This is a genomic window from Prosthecobacter debontii (assembly GCF_900167535.1).
GTDB classification, from domain to species: Bacteria; Verrucomicrobiota; Verrucomicrobiia; order Verrucomicrobiales; family Verrucomicrobiaceae; genus Prosthecobacter; species Prosthecobacter debontii.
In genome coordinates, this window is the sequence record NZ_FUYE01000019.1 from 30,279 (window position 1) to 48,011 (window position 17,733).

At 57.2% G+C, this 17,733-nt stretch carries 13 protein-coding genes; 2 read left to right on the top strand and 11 right to left on the bottom strand.

The features are described from left to right. Positions 1-32 precede the first annotated feature (32 nt). Positions 33-1,424: a GntP family permease gene (locus tag B5D61_RS21335; RefSeq protein ID WP_078815471.1), complete on the bottom strand. Its 1,392-nt coding sequence runs from the start codon at positions 1,422-1,424 to the stop codon at positions 33-35. A gap of 93 nt (positions 1,425-1,517) precedes the next feature. Beyond that, positions 1,518-2,957, bottom strand: coding sequence for a hypothetical protein (locus tag B5D61_RS21340; RefSeq protein WP_078815472.1), 1,440 nt, complete (start codon positions 2,955-2,957; stop codon positions 1,518-1,520). 194 nt (positions 2,958-3,151) lie between these two features. Here B5D61_RS21340 and B5D61_RS21345 point away from each other — a divergent pair, with 194 nt between their 5' ends. Next, entirely contained in the window at positions 3,152-3,571 is a 420-nt protein-coding gene (locus B5D61_RS21345; RefSeq protein WP_078815473.1) for a hypothetical protein, read from the top strand. Positions 3,572-3,711: 140 nt separating this feature from the next. Further along, positions 3,712-4,629: an alpha/beta hydrolase gene (locus tag B5D61_RS21350; RefSeq protein WP_176159589.1), complete on the top strand. Its 918-nt coding sequence runs from the start codon at positions 3,712-3,714 to the stop codon at positions 4,627-4,629. 138 nt (positions 4,630-4,767) lie between these two features. On the opposite strand, the gene B5D61_RS21355 is transcribed toward B5D61_RS21350, so the two are convergent. The 9 genes from B5D61_RS21355 to B5D61_RS21395 form a co-directional block, all read right to left on the bottom strand. Continuing rightward, the gene (locus B5D61_RS21355) at positions 4,768-6,609 is read right to left on the bottom strand and encodes a heparinase II/III domain-containing protein (RefSeq protein WP_078815475.1); all 1,842 of its coding nucleotides are present in this window, start codon (positions 6,607-6,609) and stop codon (positions 4,768-4,770) included. 4 nt (positions 6,610-6,613) lie between these two features. Beyond that, on the bottom strand, positions 6,614-8,758 hold the full coding sequence (locus B5D61_RS21360; RefSeq protein ID WP_078815476.1) for a bi-domain-containing oxidoreductase: 2,145 nt from the start codon (positions 8,756-8,758) through the stop codon (positions 6,614-6,616). A 49-nt stretch (positions 8,759-8,807) separates the two neighbouring features. After that, positions 8,808-11,222, bottom strand: a complete 2,415-nt coding sequence (locus B5D61_RS21365; protein WP_176159590.1) for an aminotransferase class I/II-fold pyridoxal phosphate-dependent enzyme — start codon at positions 11,220-11,222, stop codon at positions 8,808-8,810. Then, entirely contained in the window at positions 11,215-12,042 is an 828-nt protein-coding gene (locus B5D61_RS21370; protein ID WP_078815478.1) for a PHP domain-containing protein, read from the bottom strand. Before B5D61_RS21370 ends, B5D61_RS21365 begins: the two co-directional genes overlap by 8 nt. Before the next feature lie 37 nt (positions 12,043-12,079). Further along, the gene (locus B5D61_RS21375; protein WP_078815479.1) at positions 12,080-12,907 is read right to left on the bottom strand and encodes a hypothetical protein; all 828 of its coding nucleotides are present in this window, start codon (positions 12,905-12,907) and stop codon (positions 12,080-12,082) included. 170 nt (positions 12,908-13,077) lie between these two features. Further along, on the bottom strand, positions 13,078-14,751 hold the full coding sequence (locus B5D61_RS21380; protein WP_176159591.1) for an exosortase/archaeosortase family protein: 1,674 nt from the start codon (positions 14,749-14,751) through the stop codon (positions 13,078-13,080). 29 nt (positions 14,752-14,780) lie between these two features. Continuing rightward, a complete protein-coding gene (locus B5D61_RS21385; protein WP_217699040.1) occupies positions 14,781-15,842 on the bottom strand; it encodes a glycosyltransferase family 4 protein in 1,062 nt (353 codons plus the stop codon). 2 nt (positions 15,843-15,844) lie between these two features. Then, complete coding sequence (locus B5D61_RS21390) at positions 15,845-16,942, bottom strand: glycosyltransferase family 4 protein (protein ID WP_176159592.1); 1,098 nt, start codon at positions 16,940-16,942, stop codon at positions 15,845-15,847. Positions 16,943-17,037: 95 nt separating this feature from the next. Continuing rightward, entirely contained in the window at positions 17,038-17,733 is a 696-nt protein-coding gene (locus B5D61_RS21395) for a class I SAM-dependent methyltransferase (protein ID WP_078815483.1), read from the bottom strand.

A 17,733-nucleotide genomic window follows, 5' to 3' on the forward strand; every position in this document is an offset into this window, starting at 1 on the left:
CTCATGGTTAACAATCCGGACTTCATTCTTAGTTAGCGCATGGGCAGCAGCCAAGCGCCGATCATGACGACGGGTAGCCCGACAACCCCCATGAGCGACATCATGGGGGTGACAATCTTAAGGGTCTGGGTCTCCGTCATTCCACTCATCCGAGTGATAATCCAAAAGCCACTGTCATTGAGCCACGGGACCGGTTTCGAACCACAACCGACAGCAAGAGCTAAATACACCGGGTGAAAAGGCAGACCTCCAGACTCCATGAAGGCACGGGCTAACGGGGCTGCCGTGATCATGGCCACCGTCGCAGACCCCTGGGCCGTGCGCACCAGAGTGGTGATGAGAAAGCAGATGGGCAGCGCCCAAAACTTCGAGGCACCAGCGCCTAGATTCTGAATAACTTCCGCCACCCCGGTCTGACGCAGCGTGCTGCCAAACGCTCCACCCGCCGCTGTAATCAAAAGCACGGTGGCTCCAGACATGATAGCCCCTTGCACCACTTCCTGGAGTCCGCCTTGAGTCGCGACATCGCCATGCCTCTTCTGCCAGGCTAACAGACACAAACTGATGATCGCACCTGCCGAGAGGGCTAGATTGCTATCCGCATACCAAGGTGTCTTCGCCTGCAGGGAGCCCCAAGTAATAAGCACGATGGGCACCACGATCGGCAGAATCGATAAGGCCAAGGAAGGCAACGGACCACTGGCGGCGGCATCCACAGCCTGAGCGTCCTCCACGGGCAACTCAATCTTCCAACGCCGGTTCGCCCACACCGCATAAGCGAGACCAAAAGACGCTGTAAACAGTCCCACGATCAGCCCGCCCACCATCATCGTTCCTACATCCACCCCCAACTCCTTTGCGGCGAACAGCGGCCCCGGAGTGGGAGGCACCAAGGAATGGGCCATGGTGGCACCGGCAATGATGGTTAAGATGTAAAGCAGGTAGTTCCCCCCCGTGGCCTTGGTCATGGCCTTACCAATGGGCATGAGCAGGTAAAACACCGCGTCGAAGTAAACCGGTATTGCCAGGCTGAATCCGGTCAACACGAAAGCAATGTGCGCCCGTGCACGTCCGAAAAGCCCCAGCAAACTCTGCACAATCCGCATGGCCGCCCCAGAATCCAAAAGGCTCTTTCCCATGATGGAAGCCATACAAATCAGTAGCCCCATGCTGGCACAGGTTTCGCCAAAAGCCTTCATCACACGCTCCGGTGGAGTAGTCGCGGCGAACTTGGTCGCCTCCACTGCGGTCATCTTGCCGAGAACCTGCTGCTGGCTAGCGTAGGACACCAGCGCATCCTGAGGGGTAACCACCGCCACGACAAATGCGGCCAGCATCATGGCAAGGAATGCGTGGAGACGCAGCCCCAGCAAGGCGAGCACAACAATAATAAGGCCGAGGGCAACAAGACTGAGAGAAATCATGAAAAGGGTTGGGAACCTGCACTCAACGAGAAGCCGCCCCCCCGAGTCAACCCTGAATGTCCGTCATTCAATCTTCGGGACTCTTTTGATCGCTCACGCGCTCGCTGCGAGTTTCTCAAGATCGGCCCGAGTTGCTTCATACGTCGTGGCAAACTTTAAGGCCTCGGGGTCTGGCTGGATACCCTGGCGCTCGCAGAAGCTGGCGTAGAGACCCGGCCACCAGTTGCGGTGATCGGTCTTCCCTTCCTCCTTCCAGGCATTCCAGTTGCTGAGCACCTTGCTCCAGCACTGACTGCCGAAATCGATCGCCTCCTTTTGATCGCCAAACGCGCTGACATACCAGTCACGACCGATGCGTGCATGCAGGACCTCATCCGCCCAGTCATAGTCCTGGAACACTTTGCTGAGTTCATCCCCACTATCTGCCCCGACTTCCCATTCGAACCGCTTGCCCGTCTTCGTCATCAACCCTTGCTCAATGAAGTAGAGCACAGCATGGCGCTCCCAGGGCTTGAGTTGGGTGTTCAGGCCCAGAGACCAAGTGAAGTTCACCATCACCTGCTTGGGCCAATCGATACCCAGCTTCACAAAGCCCACTTCCCCCATCATGGCATGCCGGGCCTCATCCCAGAGCTGGCGTGTCATGTCACGATAGTAGGCCCAGGGCTTGTCCTGCGTCTCGGTCAGAATCGTGGCCATCATCTCCGGCACATCGATCTCCCGCAGCCGCTTGTAATACATCATCAAGGTCTTGTCCCGACTCTGGAAACGCGGGTCATACAGGAACTCCTCCGCGTGGACTCCCATGTTGTAGGGATCGGGAAAGCGGTCATCACGCCGCGGCAGCTTGTCATAGGGCAAGGGCTGCTGGCTGTAGCAAGGTGCGCCTTCAGGGTGGCTCAAGTCAGCCTGAGGCTGAGAACCATCGAGGTCGCCCGCCGCGTCCAAAAGCGACCGCAACCAGTCACGCCAGGGCTTCATCGCCGACAGTCGCTCCTCCGAAACTAGGGCCGCCACAGCCTGCCGACCATAGGTCACGACCTCGTCCAACTCCAAAGCAGCAAAGCGGCAGATCCTCACGCTGGGATGATCACTCAGCACATTGGTTTCCACCATATGCCGCTGTAGGCCTTTCAGGAGAGCAGGAAAAGCAAACTCATACACTCCCATCACCAACTCCTCTGTCGTGGGGGCGTTTTGGATCTCCTGAAAAAAGGTGGCTAGGTGCTGATGCGGGATTTTCTCCAGCCCCAGAGGTGGGGTGCGCATTTCTGCCACCCGCTCCCGCATACTCGTGCAATGCTCCGCACAGTAGTGCGCGTGCAGACTGAAGGCCATCTTCAACTCATACACCGGCTCCGCCGTCAGCCTCGCTTCGAGGATCTGCATCAGCCGTTTGAAGGCAAAGTGGTAGCGCTTGATACGATCCACACTTTCCTCCACCCCCAGTCCGGGCTTGGCAGCTTCCTCAAAGGAACCCAGTCCTGCCAAAGGGGGCAGGTTCCGATAAGTGGGGTAGGAAAAGGCAGTCATGGTCCAGGCTATTGTCTTGCTTGAGCAGTCCACATGACAACACGAAGTCAAAAGGCACGGAACACGGAGCAATTTTTACCAATCCCACTCACCACGATCCTTCGCTCGCCGCACACAGGACCCAATAAATGCACGATTAGGATATAAAAATTTTGAAATTTATAAACCGCGTTTTAAATTTCAAAAAGTTCGTCATGCAGCTCCCTTCACTCTCAAATCTGAGTTCTCCTCTGGATGAACTTGCCGCCGTTCGTCAACGGCTGCTGGCAGTGAAAGCGTCCCTCGTCAAGGCCTGCCAAGAGCTGGACACCCAAATCCAGGCCCTGGAGAACGTCACAACGGCCGTCTCCTTGGAAGAGACCTCCCCGACGCCTCCGAGCCTCTTTGAGAGCGAGCCCGTGCCTCCGGTGGATACGCCATCGGCATCCCCTGCCCCGACAACAAAGGCAGTCTCGGCGACCGAATCCCTCCTGCCCACCAAGAGCGTCATCCTCGAAGCCAAAGGGCCGGTCAGCGTGGATCCGAACCTGGAACAAGCAACCCTAGAGGAACTGAACAAGGCGCTTTCAAAGGCCTTTGCCCAGATCTCCAGTCGTCACCCTTGGGCAGGTTAAGCTGGGCCTCCAGAGCCAAGCTCGGCCCTCATTGTATTGGTGTTCTACCCAAGACGAATTCAGCCCGAATTCAAGATTGCACCTTTAGTTAAAAGGTTAATATGGCTTCTATGACTTGTTGGTGCAATACTCTTACAGTTGTGCTTTTCGGTCTCATTTCCTGCGGAAAAGCTCAGGTGTCCGTGCCTGCCAATATCGAGGTTCGACATGACGTGCCGTATGCGGATACAAAAAATTCGCGGCAAACTCTGGATCTTTTTCTGCCTAAAACAAAAAGTGAGCAACCTCTACCGCTCATTATTTCCATCCACGGAGGCGGCTGGAGCAGCGGAGATAAGACCGATGCGTTTGTCGGTATCCTACATCTGCTCCTACAGGAAGGAAAATTTGCAGGAGCATCAATCAACTATCGCCTCACGAATGAAACTCGATGGCCGGAACAAATCTATGACTGCAAGGCAGCGATCCGCTGGCTGCGTGCCCATGCAAAAGAACTAAACATCGATCCTCAAAAATTCGGTGTCATCGGCGGCTCTGCTGGTAGCCATCTAGCCTGTTTGCTCGGCACCAGTGGAGATGTAGCTGAATTGGAAGGAAATCTCGGGGCTGATCTAACCACGAGTAGCAGGGTGCAGTGTGTGGTCAACATCTGCGGTCCCATCAATTTTCTAACCATCGGCCAATACCCGAGTGATATCTCATGGAACGAAGCCAAATCCATTGGCGGTAAGCTGCTTGGAGGGGCCATTCCAGCCTTGCAGGAAGTAGCACGCCAAGCTTCGCCGATTACCTATATCACGACGGATGATCCGCCCTTTCTTTCCGCACATGGCACTCGTGATACCATCGTTCCGTTTGAGCAGGCCACCGAGTTCAATCAGGCGTTGAAAAAAGCCGGAGTGCCGCAGGTTCTCATCATTGGTAAAGATGGCGAGCATGCCTTCTTTCATAAAGACGTAATGACGCGTGAACGACTTTTTTTGGAGAAGTGGCTGCTTGCTCGGGATCACCTGATTGCGATGAAAGATGCCACTATCACGATTCCTCCGAAAAAATGATGATCCCACCCAGTCGCAGACGAATGCGGCTGAGTTTCAAGTCCGAAGCGGTCTTGGGTCATCGAGCCCTCCTTTCATCATTGGCTTGGGCGGAAGCGCATCGATAAGTTATCCCCCATGCAGGATGCCTCAGTCGGCCTAACTCCTGGTCACCCGCCAAGTGAGCCTGCCTGCGGCCACCGTGATCTCCCAGACCTCTGCGGTTTCCTGCTTCGAGTAAGCCCTTGAAACACGCGCCGATTGGCTCCGCAATTCCCCACCTGCCCCCTCCACCGTGAACAGCCACGTGGAGGCACCTCGTGTAATCCTCAGCGTCCGGGCCTCCTCCTTCACCACCTTGCATTCGGGAGCCCAGATCCACGAGACGGTTAGGGGCTTGCCGTGCAGTTCGAGGTCCGTCACCGTGATGCCGGAGTCATCCACCGCGACGTGCCGCTGAAACGACAACCCCTCATGCGTGAGCTTGGCCAAAGCACCACTGGCCAGCAATTCCAAGCGGGGCACTTCATGGGGACGCCGCTGGAGAAACGGCCCCAGACGAACGGGTGTGCGATAGCCACTCGGAGGCCGGGGACCATTGTGCGCAGTCCAAGCGGCCAGTTCCCGCCGCAGCTCGGGATAACCGTAATACCCCCCCGTGCCAGGATCGATCAATAAGGCATGATCGCCATCCCAGAGGGAAAGGTGGAGTGCATCGCAGTGCCCATGAGCGGCCAGATTTCCAAAACCGAGTGCGGATGCATCCAACCGCGCCATCCAGCCCTTGCGAAAAACCACCAGTCCGCTGTCTGGATGCACGCGCCAGCCTTGTTCTTCTTCGACGAGCGCCGGGGGCAGGCCTAACCAGAATTGCAAAGCCCCCGATTTCCCTTCCATCCACTCACGCCATTCCGCCCCGGCAGACTCCCGCTTTAAAGTCGACGGCAGCACCTGAGCATCGTCGTTGTCACCGAAGTCCCAGGCCTCCTTGCCATGAGCCGCCGAGTGGAAGAAATCCATCGCATGCAAAAGCCGCTCATAAACAGGCCCTGCCTTGCAACCGACGGTTCGAGCAGCCTGAAGGGCCAACTCGAAAGCAAACAAATGATAATGCAGAGCCTGCTCCCGAGAGCCTCCATCCGGCGCGAACTGATGCAAGATCTCCGCCTCCAGCAAAGCCCAAGCCGCCTCTGTGGAACAGGCCACGGCAGCCACCTGCGGCCAGCGCGCTGCGGTCAATACGAGCGCCGCCAGCTCACCTAACAAATGATTATTGGCGGAAGATCCCACCGAGCGACAGCGCCAGACCCAGGCTGCATGCGCTGGGACGATCCGCTGCGCCAGTCGCTCTTGAGTTTCGCGGATGATCGGCCCCACGCCTTCCTCTGGCAAGGGCGTGTCTTGAATCAGAGCGTCTAGCCAAGTGAAATTGATCAAGCGCAGCGCTGCCTCCAGCGGGCTCGTCCAATTGACCCCCATGCCGGGAGCATTGCGCTCACACCAATCCTCCAGCCAGAGCTGAGCGGTGCGGATGGCATCGAGATCGTCATTCAGCCAGCCATGCATGACCAGCCGTGTCATTTCCGTCCAGCGGTTGATCTCCCAGATGCTGCGCACATCCGCCCCGTCAGGCAAGTGCCTATGGTTCAGACGGTACGCCGGTTGCTCGGGATCAATCACCACCCCACACACCGGATCGCGATGCCAACAGGGCGGTGAGCCCACGGCGACCTCGCGCCAACCGAAAAGCTGCCATTGCCCTTGCTGGAGCGTGACGGCATCCACAGCCAATTGCTGGCGCAGCTCTGCCGTCGCTGAACCTCGATCAGGCAGCCGCGGCACCCGTGCGTCGGCAGGTCCAGGATCGGCCCCCTCGAGGCTGCTGAAGAAGCTCGCCTCTGTAGCTCGCTGCCATTTTTCCACCACCCGGTGGGCCATCTCCACAGGCGTCATGGCCCGCAGTCGAGAGACATACCAGGAGATAGACGTGAGAGACTTCATCCGCTCAGACAGCAATGGCACACCCCTGGCGCAAGCTGTCCAGCGCTGCAAACGTCAAGAGCATGCTTTGCCGGGCTTCGGGGTAAAGAAGCGGGTGATCTTTCTCTGAATTGAGAAAAGCCGACCAGGCCCGCATCTCCTCCGCGTGGCCTTTGCTGCGATAAGTGTTCACGGTCTTTTTGCGATTCCGATACCACGTCAGCTTCTGGAAGTTTTCACATTCCACGACCAGGCCGGTGGCAAAGACTCGGAAGGTCTCCTTGGGAAAAGCGTAGTCCCCTTCCGCCGAATAGATGATCTGGGCGGACGAGCCCTCTTCAAACTCGATCTGAGCTGTCACACTGTCCGGGAAGTCGGGGCGTCCCAATGTTTGCGCGATCACTCTGACCGGTCTGCCCAGCAGGTGGCAGGCATAATCAAAGAAATGACAGGCTTCACCGAGCACACGCCCACCGCTCTGCTCCACATTGGCATACCAATGGTCCGGTGCCAGCGCGCCTGCGAAGACATGATAAGCCAGCGTCTTGGGACCCGGGATCGCTTTCAGCACGGCCTTCATCTCCACGGTGGCAGGTGCAAACCGACGGTTGAACCCCACCATCACAGAACCAGTTCCAACGACCATCGAGGCATCAATCTGCGCCAATTCATCTCGGGTCAGGCAGAGCGGTTTTTCGACAAACACATGCCGTCCCGCTTTCAGCGATTCAATCACCAAAGGCGCATGCAGATGATGTCGGGTGCCGATCAGCACCGCATTTCCACGACCCAATAAGGCCACCGCAGCATCGGTCTCGGCTTGGGCGAAACCAAACTTCTCTTTCACATGTCGGGCGCTCAAGCCGGTGCCATTGACAATCGCGCCCAACTTCACCTGCTCCTTCAGATGAGGCAGCAACATCGTGCGCACGAAGTTCCCAGCTCCGATCACATCCAGTAAAGGGGCGTGCCCAGAGGTTAGACGCGTCGGGCCTATCACGGGAATCTCCGAGGCAACGCCCTGGGGCGACACCAGCGGAACATCAGCGGCTTTTTCATACTCCAGCACCACGCCGATATCCGTATTGCCCGGTTTCATCAGCGCATCATACACCGCCACAGCCCCCGCGAAGGCAGCCCGCCGTGTCGTCACGGGGGTGAGGTCCAAACGACCTGACTGCATCAACTGGAGGCAGGCCTCGAAATTGCGATTCTCCGTCCAGCGCACATAACCAAAAGGATAATCTCGACCCGCCCATTCATACTCAGGATCGTAACGACCAGGACCGTAGCTGCGGGAATAACGCACCTGGATGTCCTTCATGTAAGCAGTCTTCCAGGAGAGCTCGGCATCGTAGATCCCGACGATGACCATGACCCCGCGCTCGCGCAGGCATTCGATGGCCATGTCCGCCGCCTCACGGCCTTGCCCACCTACGCACAGCAGCACGGTATCCACACCCTGCCCATCGGTCCACTCCCGCACAGCATCCGCCGCCTTCGTCTGCCCGGGATTGATGGTGCATTCAGCTCCCATTTGAGAAGCAATACTGAGTCGGTCGGGCACATAGTCCACCGCCATCACGCGCACGCCTGAGGCTTGCAGTAAACGGGTGGCTAACAGGCCTACCAGCCCCTGTCCAACGACAAGCACCCGCTCCCCCAATTGACACCCAGCTTGCCTAACTGCCTGCATGGAAATGGCCGCGAGCGTGGTGTAGGCCGCTTGCCAGTCCTCCACGCCCTCAGGAATCCGCGCCGCCAGCAGGTCAGGCACCGCGATCATCTCCGAATGAAAGGCGCACTCAGCCCCCCCACAGGCCACACGGTCCCCCACGCGGAAGCGGCTATTCCCTTCATCCACCGCCACCACCACGCCGGCAGCCGAGTATCCTAGCGGGGTCGGAGATTCCAGGCGATTGCGCACCTTCTCCATCGCCGCCTGCCAGCCCAGAGTGCGGGCGGTATCTAGCACCTTTTTCACCTGATCGGGGCGTGCCTTGGCCTTTTGCAGTAGAGACATGCGCGCCTGCTCGACCTTCATCTTCTCAGTGCCGGGAGAGATCACCGAGCAGGTCGTGCGCACCAGGATGCCCCCAGGAGGTGGCACCGGTGCTGGCACGTCTTGGAGTTCCAGACGACCGTCTTGATATTGAGCAAGCTGAAGCATGGGGAAAAAGAGATCGAAGAAACGAGGCTGCTCTTCAGGGAAGTAAGAATCAAGCCTCCTCAACAGCAGGGGAACACGCTTTCTCCTGCCAGTATCGTTCAAACATGGCGATGAGTCGATCCGTGCTCTCTCGGCCTCCGATCGTCACACGCACACTCTGGGAGAGATGCCCGGAACGATCTCGAACCAGGATGCCCTGCGTCTCCAGCCAGCGCGCGAGTTCCACAGCATCGGGTGTTTGAAGCAGGACGAAGTTGCCATACGAATCAAAGCACTTCACGCTATGTGCCCGTAAGAACTCGATGAAGCGACGTCGCTCAACCTTCACCGCATCCACATGGGCACGAATGCGGGGCCAGTCTTCCAGCGCGGTCTCCGCTGCCACTTGAGCAAAGGTGGTAAGGTGCTTGGGATTGGCGACTCGTTTGATCGTGTCGATCACGGAGGCATCTGCCAGCAGGTAGCCCACGCGCAGTCCTGCCAGACCGAAGGCTTTCGAAAAGGTGCGCACAAGGATGAGGTTTGAAAGCTGTCCGATCAGAGGCACTGCATCATGCTCAGCAAACTCCGCGTAGGCTTCATCCACAATGACCAAGGCCGAAACCTCCGCAGCCGCAGCACAGATCTTGGTGATGTTCTCTGGACTCAGGCAATAACCAATCGGGTTATTCGGGTTGGTCAGGTAGATCAGACGCGGAGTCTCCTCCCGAATGGAGGTCAGGAACTTATTCAGCGGAAAGTCCCCTTCCCCTTCGTGCATGAAGTGCGTGGTGATCGCTCCCCGCTGCTCAGCCACCGCTCGAAAGTTATCATAGCCAGGCGCCACGATCATCACCTTATCCCCCACCGTGACATAACATTGAGTGAGGTAAGCCAGCGCCATATCGGAGCCGTGCGTGGCCAGCAATTGAGCCGCCTCGACCCGGTGATGCTGGGCCAGCGCTTGATGCAAGGATTCTGGATAGGCCTCAGGATACCAAATGATGGAGTGAGGGTCCTGCACCAGGGCTGACAACCGCTCGCGAACGAGCTCCGACGTCAGAGCATCCGATTCATTCCAATCCAGCTTCAAGACCGGTTCTCCAGCCCGCGCGCGTGCCCAGGCCGCCTGCGAGGAAATGGCGTATTCCTTCCGTTCCTCCACGGCCTTATTGGCCCGCCGACGAAGCACCACCGGGGTCTTGCCATCACGGTTAGTCTCAAAACGTTGATTGATCCGATACTCCACATGCATGGAGTCACCGAATCGTGAGCGCATCTCCTCCTTCACCGTGAGGAACCCAGGATGCCGATCAAAAGCCGGGTCCGTCGTTTCGATATTCACCACGATGTCTGACGCCCCAAATTGGACGATCTGGAAACGCACCACGCCAGGCGCTGAGCGGAAGACGGAGTAAAAGTTAACCGAAGGCAAACGCCGCCCATCGGGAGTCAGAATCACGTCGTCTTTCCGCCCCTGCACGCGGGCAAGCTTGCGTGGATAAAGCGTGTCCTCATTCTCCGAGGCATGCCGCGTCACGATATCCCCCGTATCATAGCGAATGAAGGGCATCACCGGATTTTGCAGGCTCGTCGAAATCAAACGGCAATCCCCAGGAGCCAAGGTGTCGTCCGGCCTGAACTCCGCATGCCCATATTGCCAAACGATGTTCAGTCCGTCGTGATCCGTGCCTTCATAGGCCACCAAGGTTGGCTCCGTCATGCCATACCAATCGAACAGGATCTGGCCAAAGACACGCTCGATGATCTCCCGCTCTCTCGGTGCCAGGGTCTCTGAAGCTGTGAAGAGCCCTTTCACCCAAGGCAGACTCCTGCCGGTGCGTTCCAGATACTCCGCCAGCACCATCAACGAGGAAGGGTAACTGCGAATGAACTTGGGCTGGAAGGCTTCGATGGCCTCCATGTATTCGGCGGCGTTCCGAGGTGAAAAATGATACGCCGACATGAACAGTGTGTTCTGCGCTTTATCATGAATCCACAAAGGATCTCCGGCTTTCGAAGGCACATAACTGCGCAAGGCCAAAAAGGGATCCCGAAACCGATATCCTGCCTGAGCCCACATCTGATACATGCAGGCATAATCCAGTGCGATGTAGCCTTCATTCAGCAACATCCGCATGGGATTCCCCGTCGTGCCGCTGGTCTCGGCATAAGCGCTCAGCCTGCGATAGCGAGCATCCACAAGATCCTCGAAGCGCTCCCGCACGATCTCCTTCGTCAACACCGGCAGTTGCGCCAGGGTCTGCGGCCCTTGGAAATCGGTGCGAGGATCGAACCCGCAGGCTTTGAAGGTCTCGGCATAATAACGCGTGCCTTCATACGCCCCCACCAGAGTCTGTTGGAGCTGATGATGAATCCAAGCCTGTCGCTTTTCCTCCGACCAGGAATCCGTGCGTTTTAAAAACGACTGATACGTCCACCAACCGTGGAGCTGCGCCAGCTTGCGAATGGACTTCTTATGCATGGACGGAAGCTGGGTAAGAAAAGATTTCTTGGAGCGCGTGAGCCTGCCCACCTCGGCGGGCATTCCAATAGAGTCGGTAGGCTTGCTTAGCCCAAGGTAACAAGGGCTTCGGCACCGCGAGGTATTTTTTCACCGCGTAATAAGCCGGGGCATATTTGCGCTCGCCGGAGTTCGAGCTCTGGGCTCGGGCCAAGATGCGAAAGGCGGTGGTCCGGCTAAACATTGCCCGCACGGTGGCATGCAGATCACCTCCGCACGGTGCGATCTCATTCACACACTGCCCCACATCCGCCTCGTAATGCGCATCACTGCCGCCAAAGACGGCACAGCCGCTCGCGGATAGCACCGGAGCCGTGCGCTGATTATCCTCGCCGCTGCCTTTGGCATTATGAAGTTCAAACGCATCCGCTTGAGCCAGCTCGCTCAGGTTCAGCCCGCGAGGGCCTAACAAACCGTCTTTAGCCCGCAGAGGGTGCGGCACCAAAACCAAGCCCCCCTGCTCATGAATCTCACCCACGACCGCCTGATAGTCGGCTGAAACGAGAGGCTTTTGAAGAAACAAGCCGATGAGGTGGCATTTGTTCGAGAGCGTCCGCTCCTCACCGATCAAGATGTGGGTGTCACTGCCTTTCCGCCGGAACCAACGCTGAAACTCAAAAGCCCCCTCCGTGGTATCGTGATCGGTGATGGCAATCGCATCCAGCTTCTGAAGCGCAGCCGCTTTTAACAACCCATCAGGAGTGATCATGCCATCGCTGGAGGCGGTGGTATGACAGTGCAACTCTGCACGCAGCCAGCGTGATGTGCAGTCTGGGTTCATGATGACAAGCAAGGGCCTCCCCTGCGGATGGCTAGCCTCAAGCCAGCTTTCTCCAGCGGCGCCAGAGGACCGACAGACCGAAGCAACCAATCAGCAAGGCACCACTCGGCTCAGGCACCGGAATCGCAATGATCAGGGCATCCTGGTAATTGTTGCTGTCCAGAAGCGGATACAGCGTGTTGGCGATGTAATAGTCATCGAAAACTGCCGTGTAAGCGGAATTGAAGATGCTGGGATCACCCAGATCATAAGTGCCGAAGAAATCAGCCCCGTCCTTGGCGGCTATGTCGGCGAGGATCATCTGATAGAGATCGGAGCGAGCTTGCTCCGCCGCCGTGGGCGTGGGGAGGGAGGCCCAGCGGTCAACATAACCACTCATGTCGGTGAAGTCCACCTTGGTGGTTTTACCGTAGGTTTCTGTCAGGAACTGCTGCACAGCATACAGCGAGTTGTAGAAATTGCTGTAGCCTCCGTAATTCGCAGCGACTGTCGTGTGATCCTGAATCTCTCCCGGCGTGGTAAAGGACGACCACGGCATGTAGGTATCCAGCACGTATTGCATCACCACGATCTGTTTTTGCAGCGCAATTTGAGCCGCCGAATTGGCGATGTAATCATTCTGACGCTCGGTATTCTGCTGATCCCAACCATCGGCAAAACCGACCGCATCCGCGAGGAAGCTATCGCCTGAATTGGCCGCCGGTGTGCCGCCAGGTTCGACGCATAACCACCAGTATTTCTGATCATTGATCTCATAGACACCGATGTAACCATCGTGATCGACACCATTCACCGGCAGCGACTGGGCGGAAGCTGACCAAGCGAGGGCGAAAAAGAGGGTTAGAAGCAGGAGGGCGAACTTCATCGCGGTTACAGTATTATAATTTCCAGAATAAATCTAGCTTAAGTTGATTTTTTTAAAAAAGGCGCAATTCAGGCCCTTTGACTGTCAATTCTAGACCATCGGCGGGCACTGGGCGCCCTTGCTAAACCTTGTCACGCGGTCAAATCGCTGCTCCAAAATGGCTCCGCCTCTCAAGGCTTCTCGGAGGCTCCGGGCATGTAAGCCTTTTGAAAACGCGGCACCAGATCTCGGATTAGAGCGGTGATCATGGCCAGGGTTTCCTCGGAGCTCCGCTGCCTCTGCGCCGTTTCATCGGGATCCAGTCCTTCCGTCACCCAGGCACTGACGCTCGGGTAAGCCCAGCGATGATTGACATTCCGCACGATGTTATCCCAACTGCTCAGCCACACGCGGGTTTCGTTGCTGGGGGTGGTGACATCCGATCCCACGAACCAATACACATAGTGAGCACGCACCGGTTTGCGTGAGCCATCCTTGCTGACCCAGACACGCTCAATCAGGAGATCTTTGACCTCCAGCACTCGCCCAGGTGAAATCTCGACGGGCAGGATGTGCGACTCCAACAACGTCCAGCCCTGTCCATCCAGACACACTTCTGGCCGGTGGATGCTGCGACGCTCCGCCCCCGATAAAACCAGCGTCACCTGGGCGATGTCTCGCTTTTCGGGAGGTTGCGAGGTGTGATAGCGCATCTTCACGATTTCCGTGTCAGCAGGCAGCAATTCCTTCTCAACCCGGTCGGGTGGAATCGGTTCACCGACATACATCCCCGTGAGTTCCGGCAGGGTCATTGTCACTCCAGCCTCACTGACCGCGCTTACTTCAGGAGCCAGCCGACAAGCCGCCAAGGTCGCGATGACTAAAACGGCCAGTCCCAAGGGCCGCCATCCAGCCCCCCAAACACGCGAGCTTTGTGGCAGGGTTTGCTCCTTCGATAACGAAATCGGTTCTTTTTTCTCCACACCGGCCACCCGATTCATCGCCCAGGCGATGCCTTGCAATCCCGCTAGAGCCACCAGATAAACCGCAATGCCCGAGAGGAAATGAAAGGTAGAGACCTCCTGCTCCTCATTCCCCACCGCAAAGTCTTGACCGAATAAAACGGATGCCCCGAGCAGGATGAAAATGCGCACCATATTCGCCACAATGGCGAGTGGAATGCTACAGCCGAAAATAAAGAGTCGGCGCCACCAAGCCTTCTGGCTGAAGTATCCGAACAAAGCCGATACCATCAACAACGCGAAGAGTGATCGCATGCCGCTGCAAGGGCCATCCACCTTCAGGCTGAACAACTCCCCCATGGTCCGGCCTGAGTTCAGATCCGGTGCGGAAAGCAATGCCGTCCCATCACGGATGGTGCCGATGTGTAGCACGTTTAACACAGTCGATACGGACTCCACCATCAGCACCCGCAATCTGAAGGAAACACTCTCCTCCAAAAAGACCAACGGCCACATGAAACCCAACATCAGCCACGCGAAGAAAAGACGTTTGGCGTGGGCATATCCCCAGAACCAAAGCACCACACCCGCTAACAACCATTGGAGGCCAAAAGCCCCGAAGTAATAATTGTTCGCCTTGAAACCAGCATAGTAGAACAGCAGCGAGAGAACAATGATGATCAACCCCCAAAAACTGCTTTGTCGAGGTAAGGCCGCCAATTGAACACGCTGCCGCCAGACCAACCAACCCGCAATGAAAGGGGCGATAAAACCATGCTGCCATGTCGCTGTCTTCCAGCGAATGACCAACTCCTCCCACAGAGTAAAGCGGAAGCTGCCATAGCCTGCCGCATAGGGCTGCCAGGCCATGAGCAGCACCATCACGAAGGCCAGAACGATCATGGCTGAGCGGGAACTTTTCAAAACCGTCGTCATGAATTCAGCAACTCCGCATAGATCTCACGCAAGCCTTGCCAATGCGCTTTCCAAGTGAATAACGCCGCCCGCTGTCGCCCCGACGCCACCAACTGCTCACGCAAGCCCGCATCCACTAAAATGCGTCGGCATTGATCGGCCGCCTGCTCGGCATCCTCCAGTTCAAAACTCAAACCCGCCTCTCCGGCGACCTCAGGCAGACTCGTCGCCCGACTGTAAACGACCGGGCAACCCGCCTGCATGGCCTCCAGCACTGGCAAACCGAAGCCCTCTTGTTTAGAAGGGACGAGAGTCAGAGCCGCCTGCGCATAACAGGCGGCTAATGCCGCATCGTTCAGCGGCCCGAGCTCATGTAAGTCGGCGTGATCACGAATACGTTCCGCCAGAGCTGAATCAAGCGGAGCTCCCGCCCGCACGATCACCCCCGGAAGACCACGCTCTTTCAAATGACGTGCGAGATCAGGCAACAGACTCAGATTCTTCCTCGGTCTTGTGCCCCCGACACTGAAAAGGTAAGCCGGGAGGCTTTTCAGACGTTGGCGCATCACCTCATCCGCAGCGGGTAACTGAGACGTTCCGTTTGGAATGACACGCAGCTTCGCTTCTGGCACCTGGAGCAGGCGCTGCACTTCGGAGCGGGTGTGAGCCGAGACGCAGACCACACGATCCGCCAGAGCCACGCTGGCCACCGTGTTGGCAAAGCGAGTTCTCTGCGCGGGTGTCAGGTCCGCAGGATCAGTTAGAGGAATCAGATCATGCACGGTCACGACCGTGCGCACCCGCTTCCGGGCTTGTTTCAAGAGATGAGCAAAGCTGTGGTCCAGCACATGTAACACGCCCTGCCTCACATCACGTTTGACCACCCACGGATACCAGACCTGTTTCATCCATTGGCGTTGCCATCTGGGGCTTGGCGGAGTTTCCACCGGCACAGGTTCAGCTAAAGAAACCACCTCCGGGTCTCCGGCGGACTCTTGCCAAAGGGCCTGCCAATAGCGATTCATACTCACCCACCCCATGCAGGGATGAGCGGGTGCGAGATGAATCCTGGGTTCCATCCTCATGGCTTTTTTGACTCCAATAGATCCCGATAACTGTCATCCAAGACCGCCGCATAATCCGCAGGGGAGAGACTCGCCGTAGGCCCGGGCTTCATCTGAAAACGTTCGTGGATGAAGAACTGTAAAAGACGCTCTGACATGGCTTTGATTTCCCATGGCAAAAGGCACCCATTCACCCCATCCTGAAGATACATTTCATGGCCATCGTAAGGCGTCACGAGAATCGGCAAGCCACATGCGGAAGCTTCCAAAGCGACCAAAGAAAATGTCTCGTAACGCGATGGAAATAAAAACGCATCCGCGGCCGCATACCATCGCTCCACCTCATCTGTAGGAGGCAGCAGACGCACCCATTCAGCCCAGGTCGGAGCGATTTCATCCAACCGTCGTCTCAACGAAGGCACCGTGTGCTCACTCACCCCGATGACCCAAAACTGGAGGTTCAAACCACAGTCAGCGTGGACTTGACTGCGGATCGCATGGAGAGCTTCCACGGCCGCCCACAAACCCTTTCGCTGATAGTGGCCGGTGCTAACAAAGCTCAACACATAGTCCGTCTCGCTCACCTGCATGGTGGCGCGACCTGCCTCACGCCATCGTTCCCGCACGGCTGGCGAGAAGCGCTGGCCATCGAGCAGATTCGGCAGGACACGAACGATCTTGTTTGCTGGTAAGGAGGAGCGAATGCGGTTCGCCAATCCCTCAGAAACAGGCAGAATCACTCGCCATCTTCGCGACCCCAAGGCCAAACTTTCCTGAGTCACTCCGATGAGCGTGTGGAAGACTTTGAGGCGTTCCTTCCAGGTGCGCGCGTTCTCTTGCCACTGTAGGCGAATCCAAGTGCGATTGTGAAAGTGCAGCGACATCACATCTGCCCCGGGAATATCAGGTCCGCTGGTGTGAACGATGTCCCAGCTTTCCCCGCAAGCCCGCTTCCAGGTCAGCTTTGCCCAGGCCAGAGCCCAAAACCACAGCGGCTCCAGCAAACGCAGCCATCTGGCCTGAGGTAAGGTTACTACTTTCACGCGTTCATCGACGGTGTCGTGTTCCAGGCACCACAACTCCACCTGCCAACCTTTCTCCAGGAGATCAGGCAAAGATTGATAGAGGCTCTGTGTCGTCGGGCGCCGCGCCTGGAATCTCGGGTCCATCCATAAGACCCGTTTCTCCGATGTCTGTGAGGGAGGGAGCATCAAGCCTCTTTCCGAAAAATCGCCAGCAATCCATAAGGCCTCTGAGCGCGGCGTTCTGCGGGAGTCAGCGAGGTCTCCGCATCCACCAGAGCCACGGGCATAAATCGACCACGCAAAGGTAACTTCGAGCAGGCCAACATGCGATCCACGGTTCCTTGGGTGAGAAACCAATCATAACCCAAGGTCTTCATGCCATAGGGAGCAAACAAGGCGCTCAACTCTTCTTCCGTGTAGCCTTCGCGCATGTGCTCCGGGTTAGGAAAAGGTTCGGGGGGACGCGGCACCGTGATTACGGCATGCCCTCCAGGTTTGAGGATTCGGCAGAGCTCACAGGCGGCTTTCTGGTGATCTTCGATGTGCTCGAGCACCTGAGTGGAGAGCACTACGTCGACCGAGCTGTCTTCCAAGGGAATCTGCAGCAGAGACTCACGCATCGTTCTCACCTGGGCTAAACGGCCTGCATTCTTTTGCAGCAGCGCATAATTTTGCTCATCGTATTCCAGAGCGATCGCCTCTGAAAATCCCAATCCCAAACACCGGCGGATGAATTCTCCGGAACCCGCACCTCCATCAAAGATCACGCCTCGGCAGGGTGTTTGTTTCATCGCCAGGGCGATGCGCGGCCATTCCACCCGATATCGAATGGTATTGAAGGTGAACAACCAGCGACGGGCCAGAGAACGCAAGACAGACAT

Excerpts from the sequence above, each read along its gene's own strand:
- B5D61_RS21335 (WP_078815471.1), bottom strand. The coding sequence starts at position 1,424 with ATGATTTCTCTCAGTCTTGTTGCCCTCGGCCTTATTATTGTTGTGCTC.
- B5D61_RS21340 (WP_078815472.1), bottom strand. The coding sequence starts at position 2,957 with ATGACTGCCTTTTCCTACCCCACTTATCGGAACCTGCCCCCTTTGGCA.
- B5D61_RS21345 (WP_078815473.1), top strand. The coding sequence starts at position 3,152 with ATGCAGCTCCCTTCACTCTCAAATCTGAGTTCTCCTCTGGATGAACTT.
- B5D61_RS21355 (WP_078815475.1), bottom strand. The coding sequence starts at position 6,609 with ATGAAGTCTCTCACGTCTATCTCCTGGTATGTCTCTCGACTGCGGGCC.
- B5D61_RS21360 (WP_078815476.1), bottom strand. The coding sequence starts at position 8,758 with ATGCTTCAGCTTGCTCAATATCAAGACGGTCGTCTGGAACTCCAAGAC.
- B5D61_RS21365 (WP_176159590.1), bottom strand. The coding sequence starts at position 11,222 with ATGCATAAGAAGTCCATTCGCAAGCTGGCGCAGCTCCACGGTTGGTGG.
- B5D61_RS21370 (WP_078815478.1), bottom strand. The coding sequence starts at position 12,042 with ATGAACCCAGACTGCACATCACGCTGGCTGCGTGCAGAGTTGCACTGT.
- B5D61_RS21375 (WP_078815479.1), bottom strand. The coding sequence starts at position 12,907 with ATGAAGTTCGCCCTCCTGCTTCTAACCCTCTTTTTCGCCCTCGCTTGG.
- B5D61_RS21380 (WP_176159591.1), bottom strand. The coding sequence starts at position 14,751 with ATGATCGTTCTGGCCTTCGTGATGGTGCTGCTCATGGCCTGGCAGCCC.
- B5D61_RS21385 (WP_217699040.1), bottom strand. The coding sequence starts at position 15,842 with ATGGAACCCAGGATTCATCTCGCACCCGCTCATCCCTGCATGGGGTGG.
- B5D61_RS21395 (WP_078815483.1), bottom strand. The coding sequence starts at position 17,733 with ATGTCTGTCTTGCGTTCTCTGGCCCGTCGCTGGTTGTTCACCTTCAAT.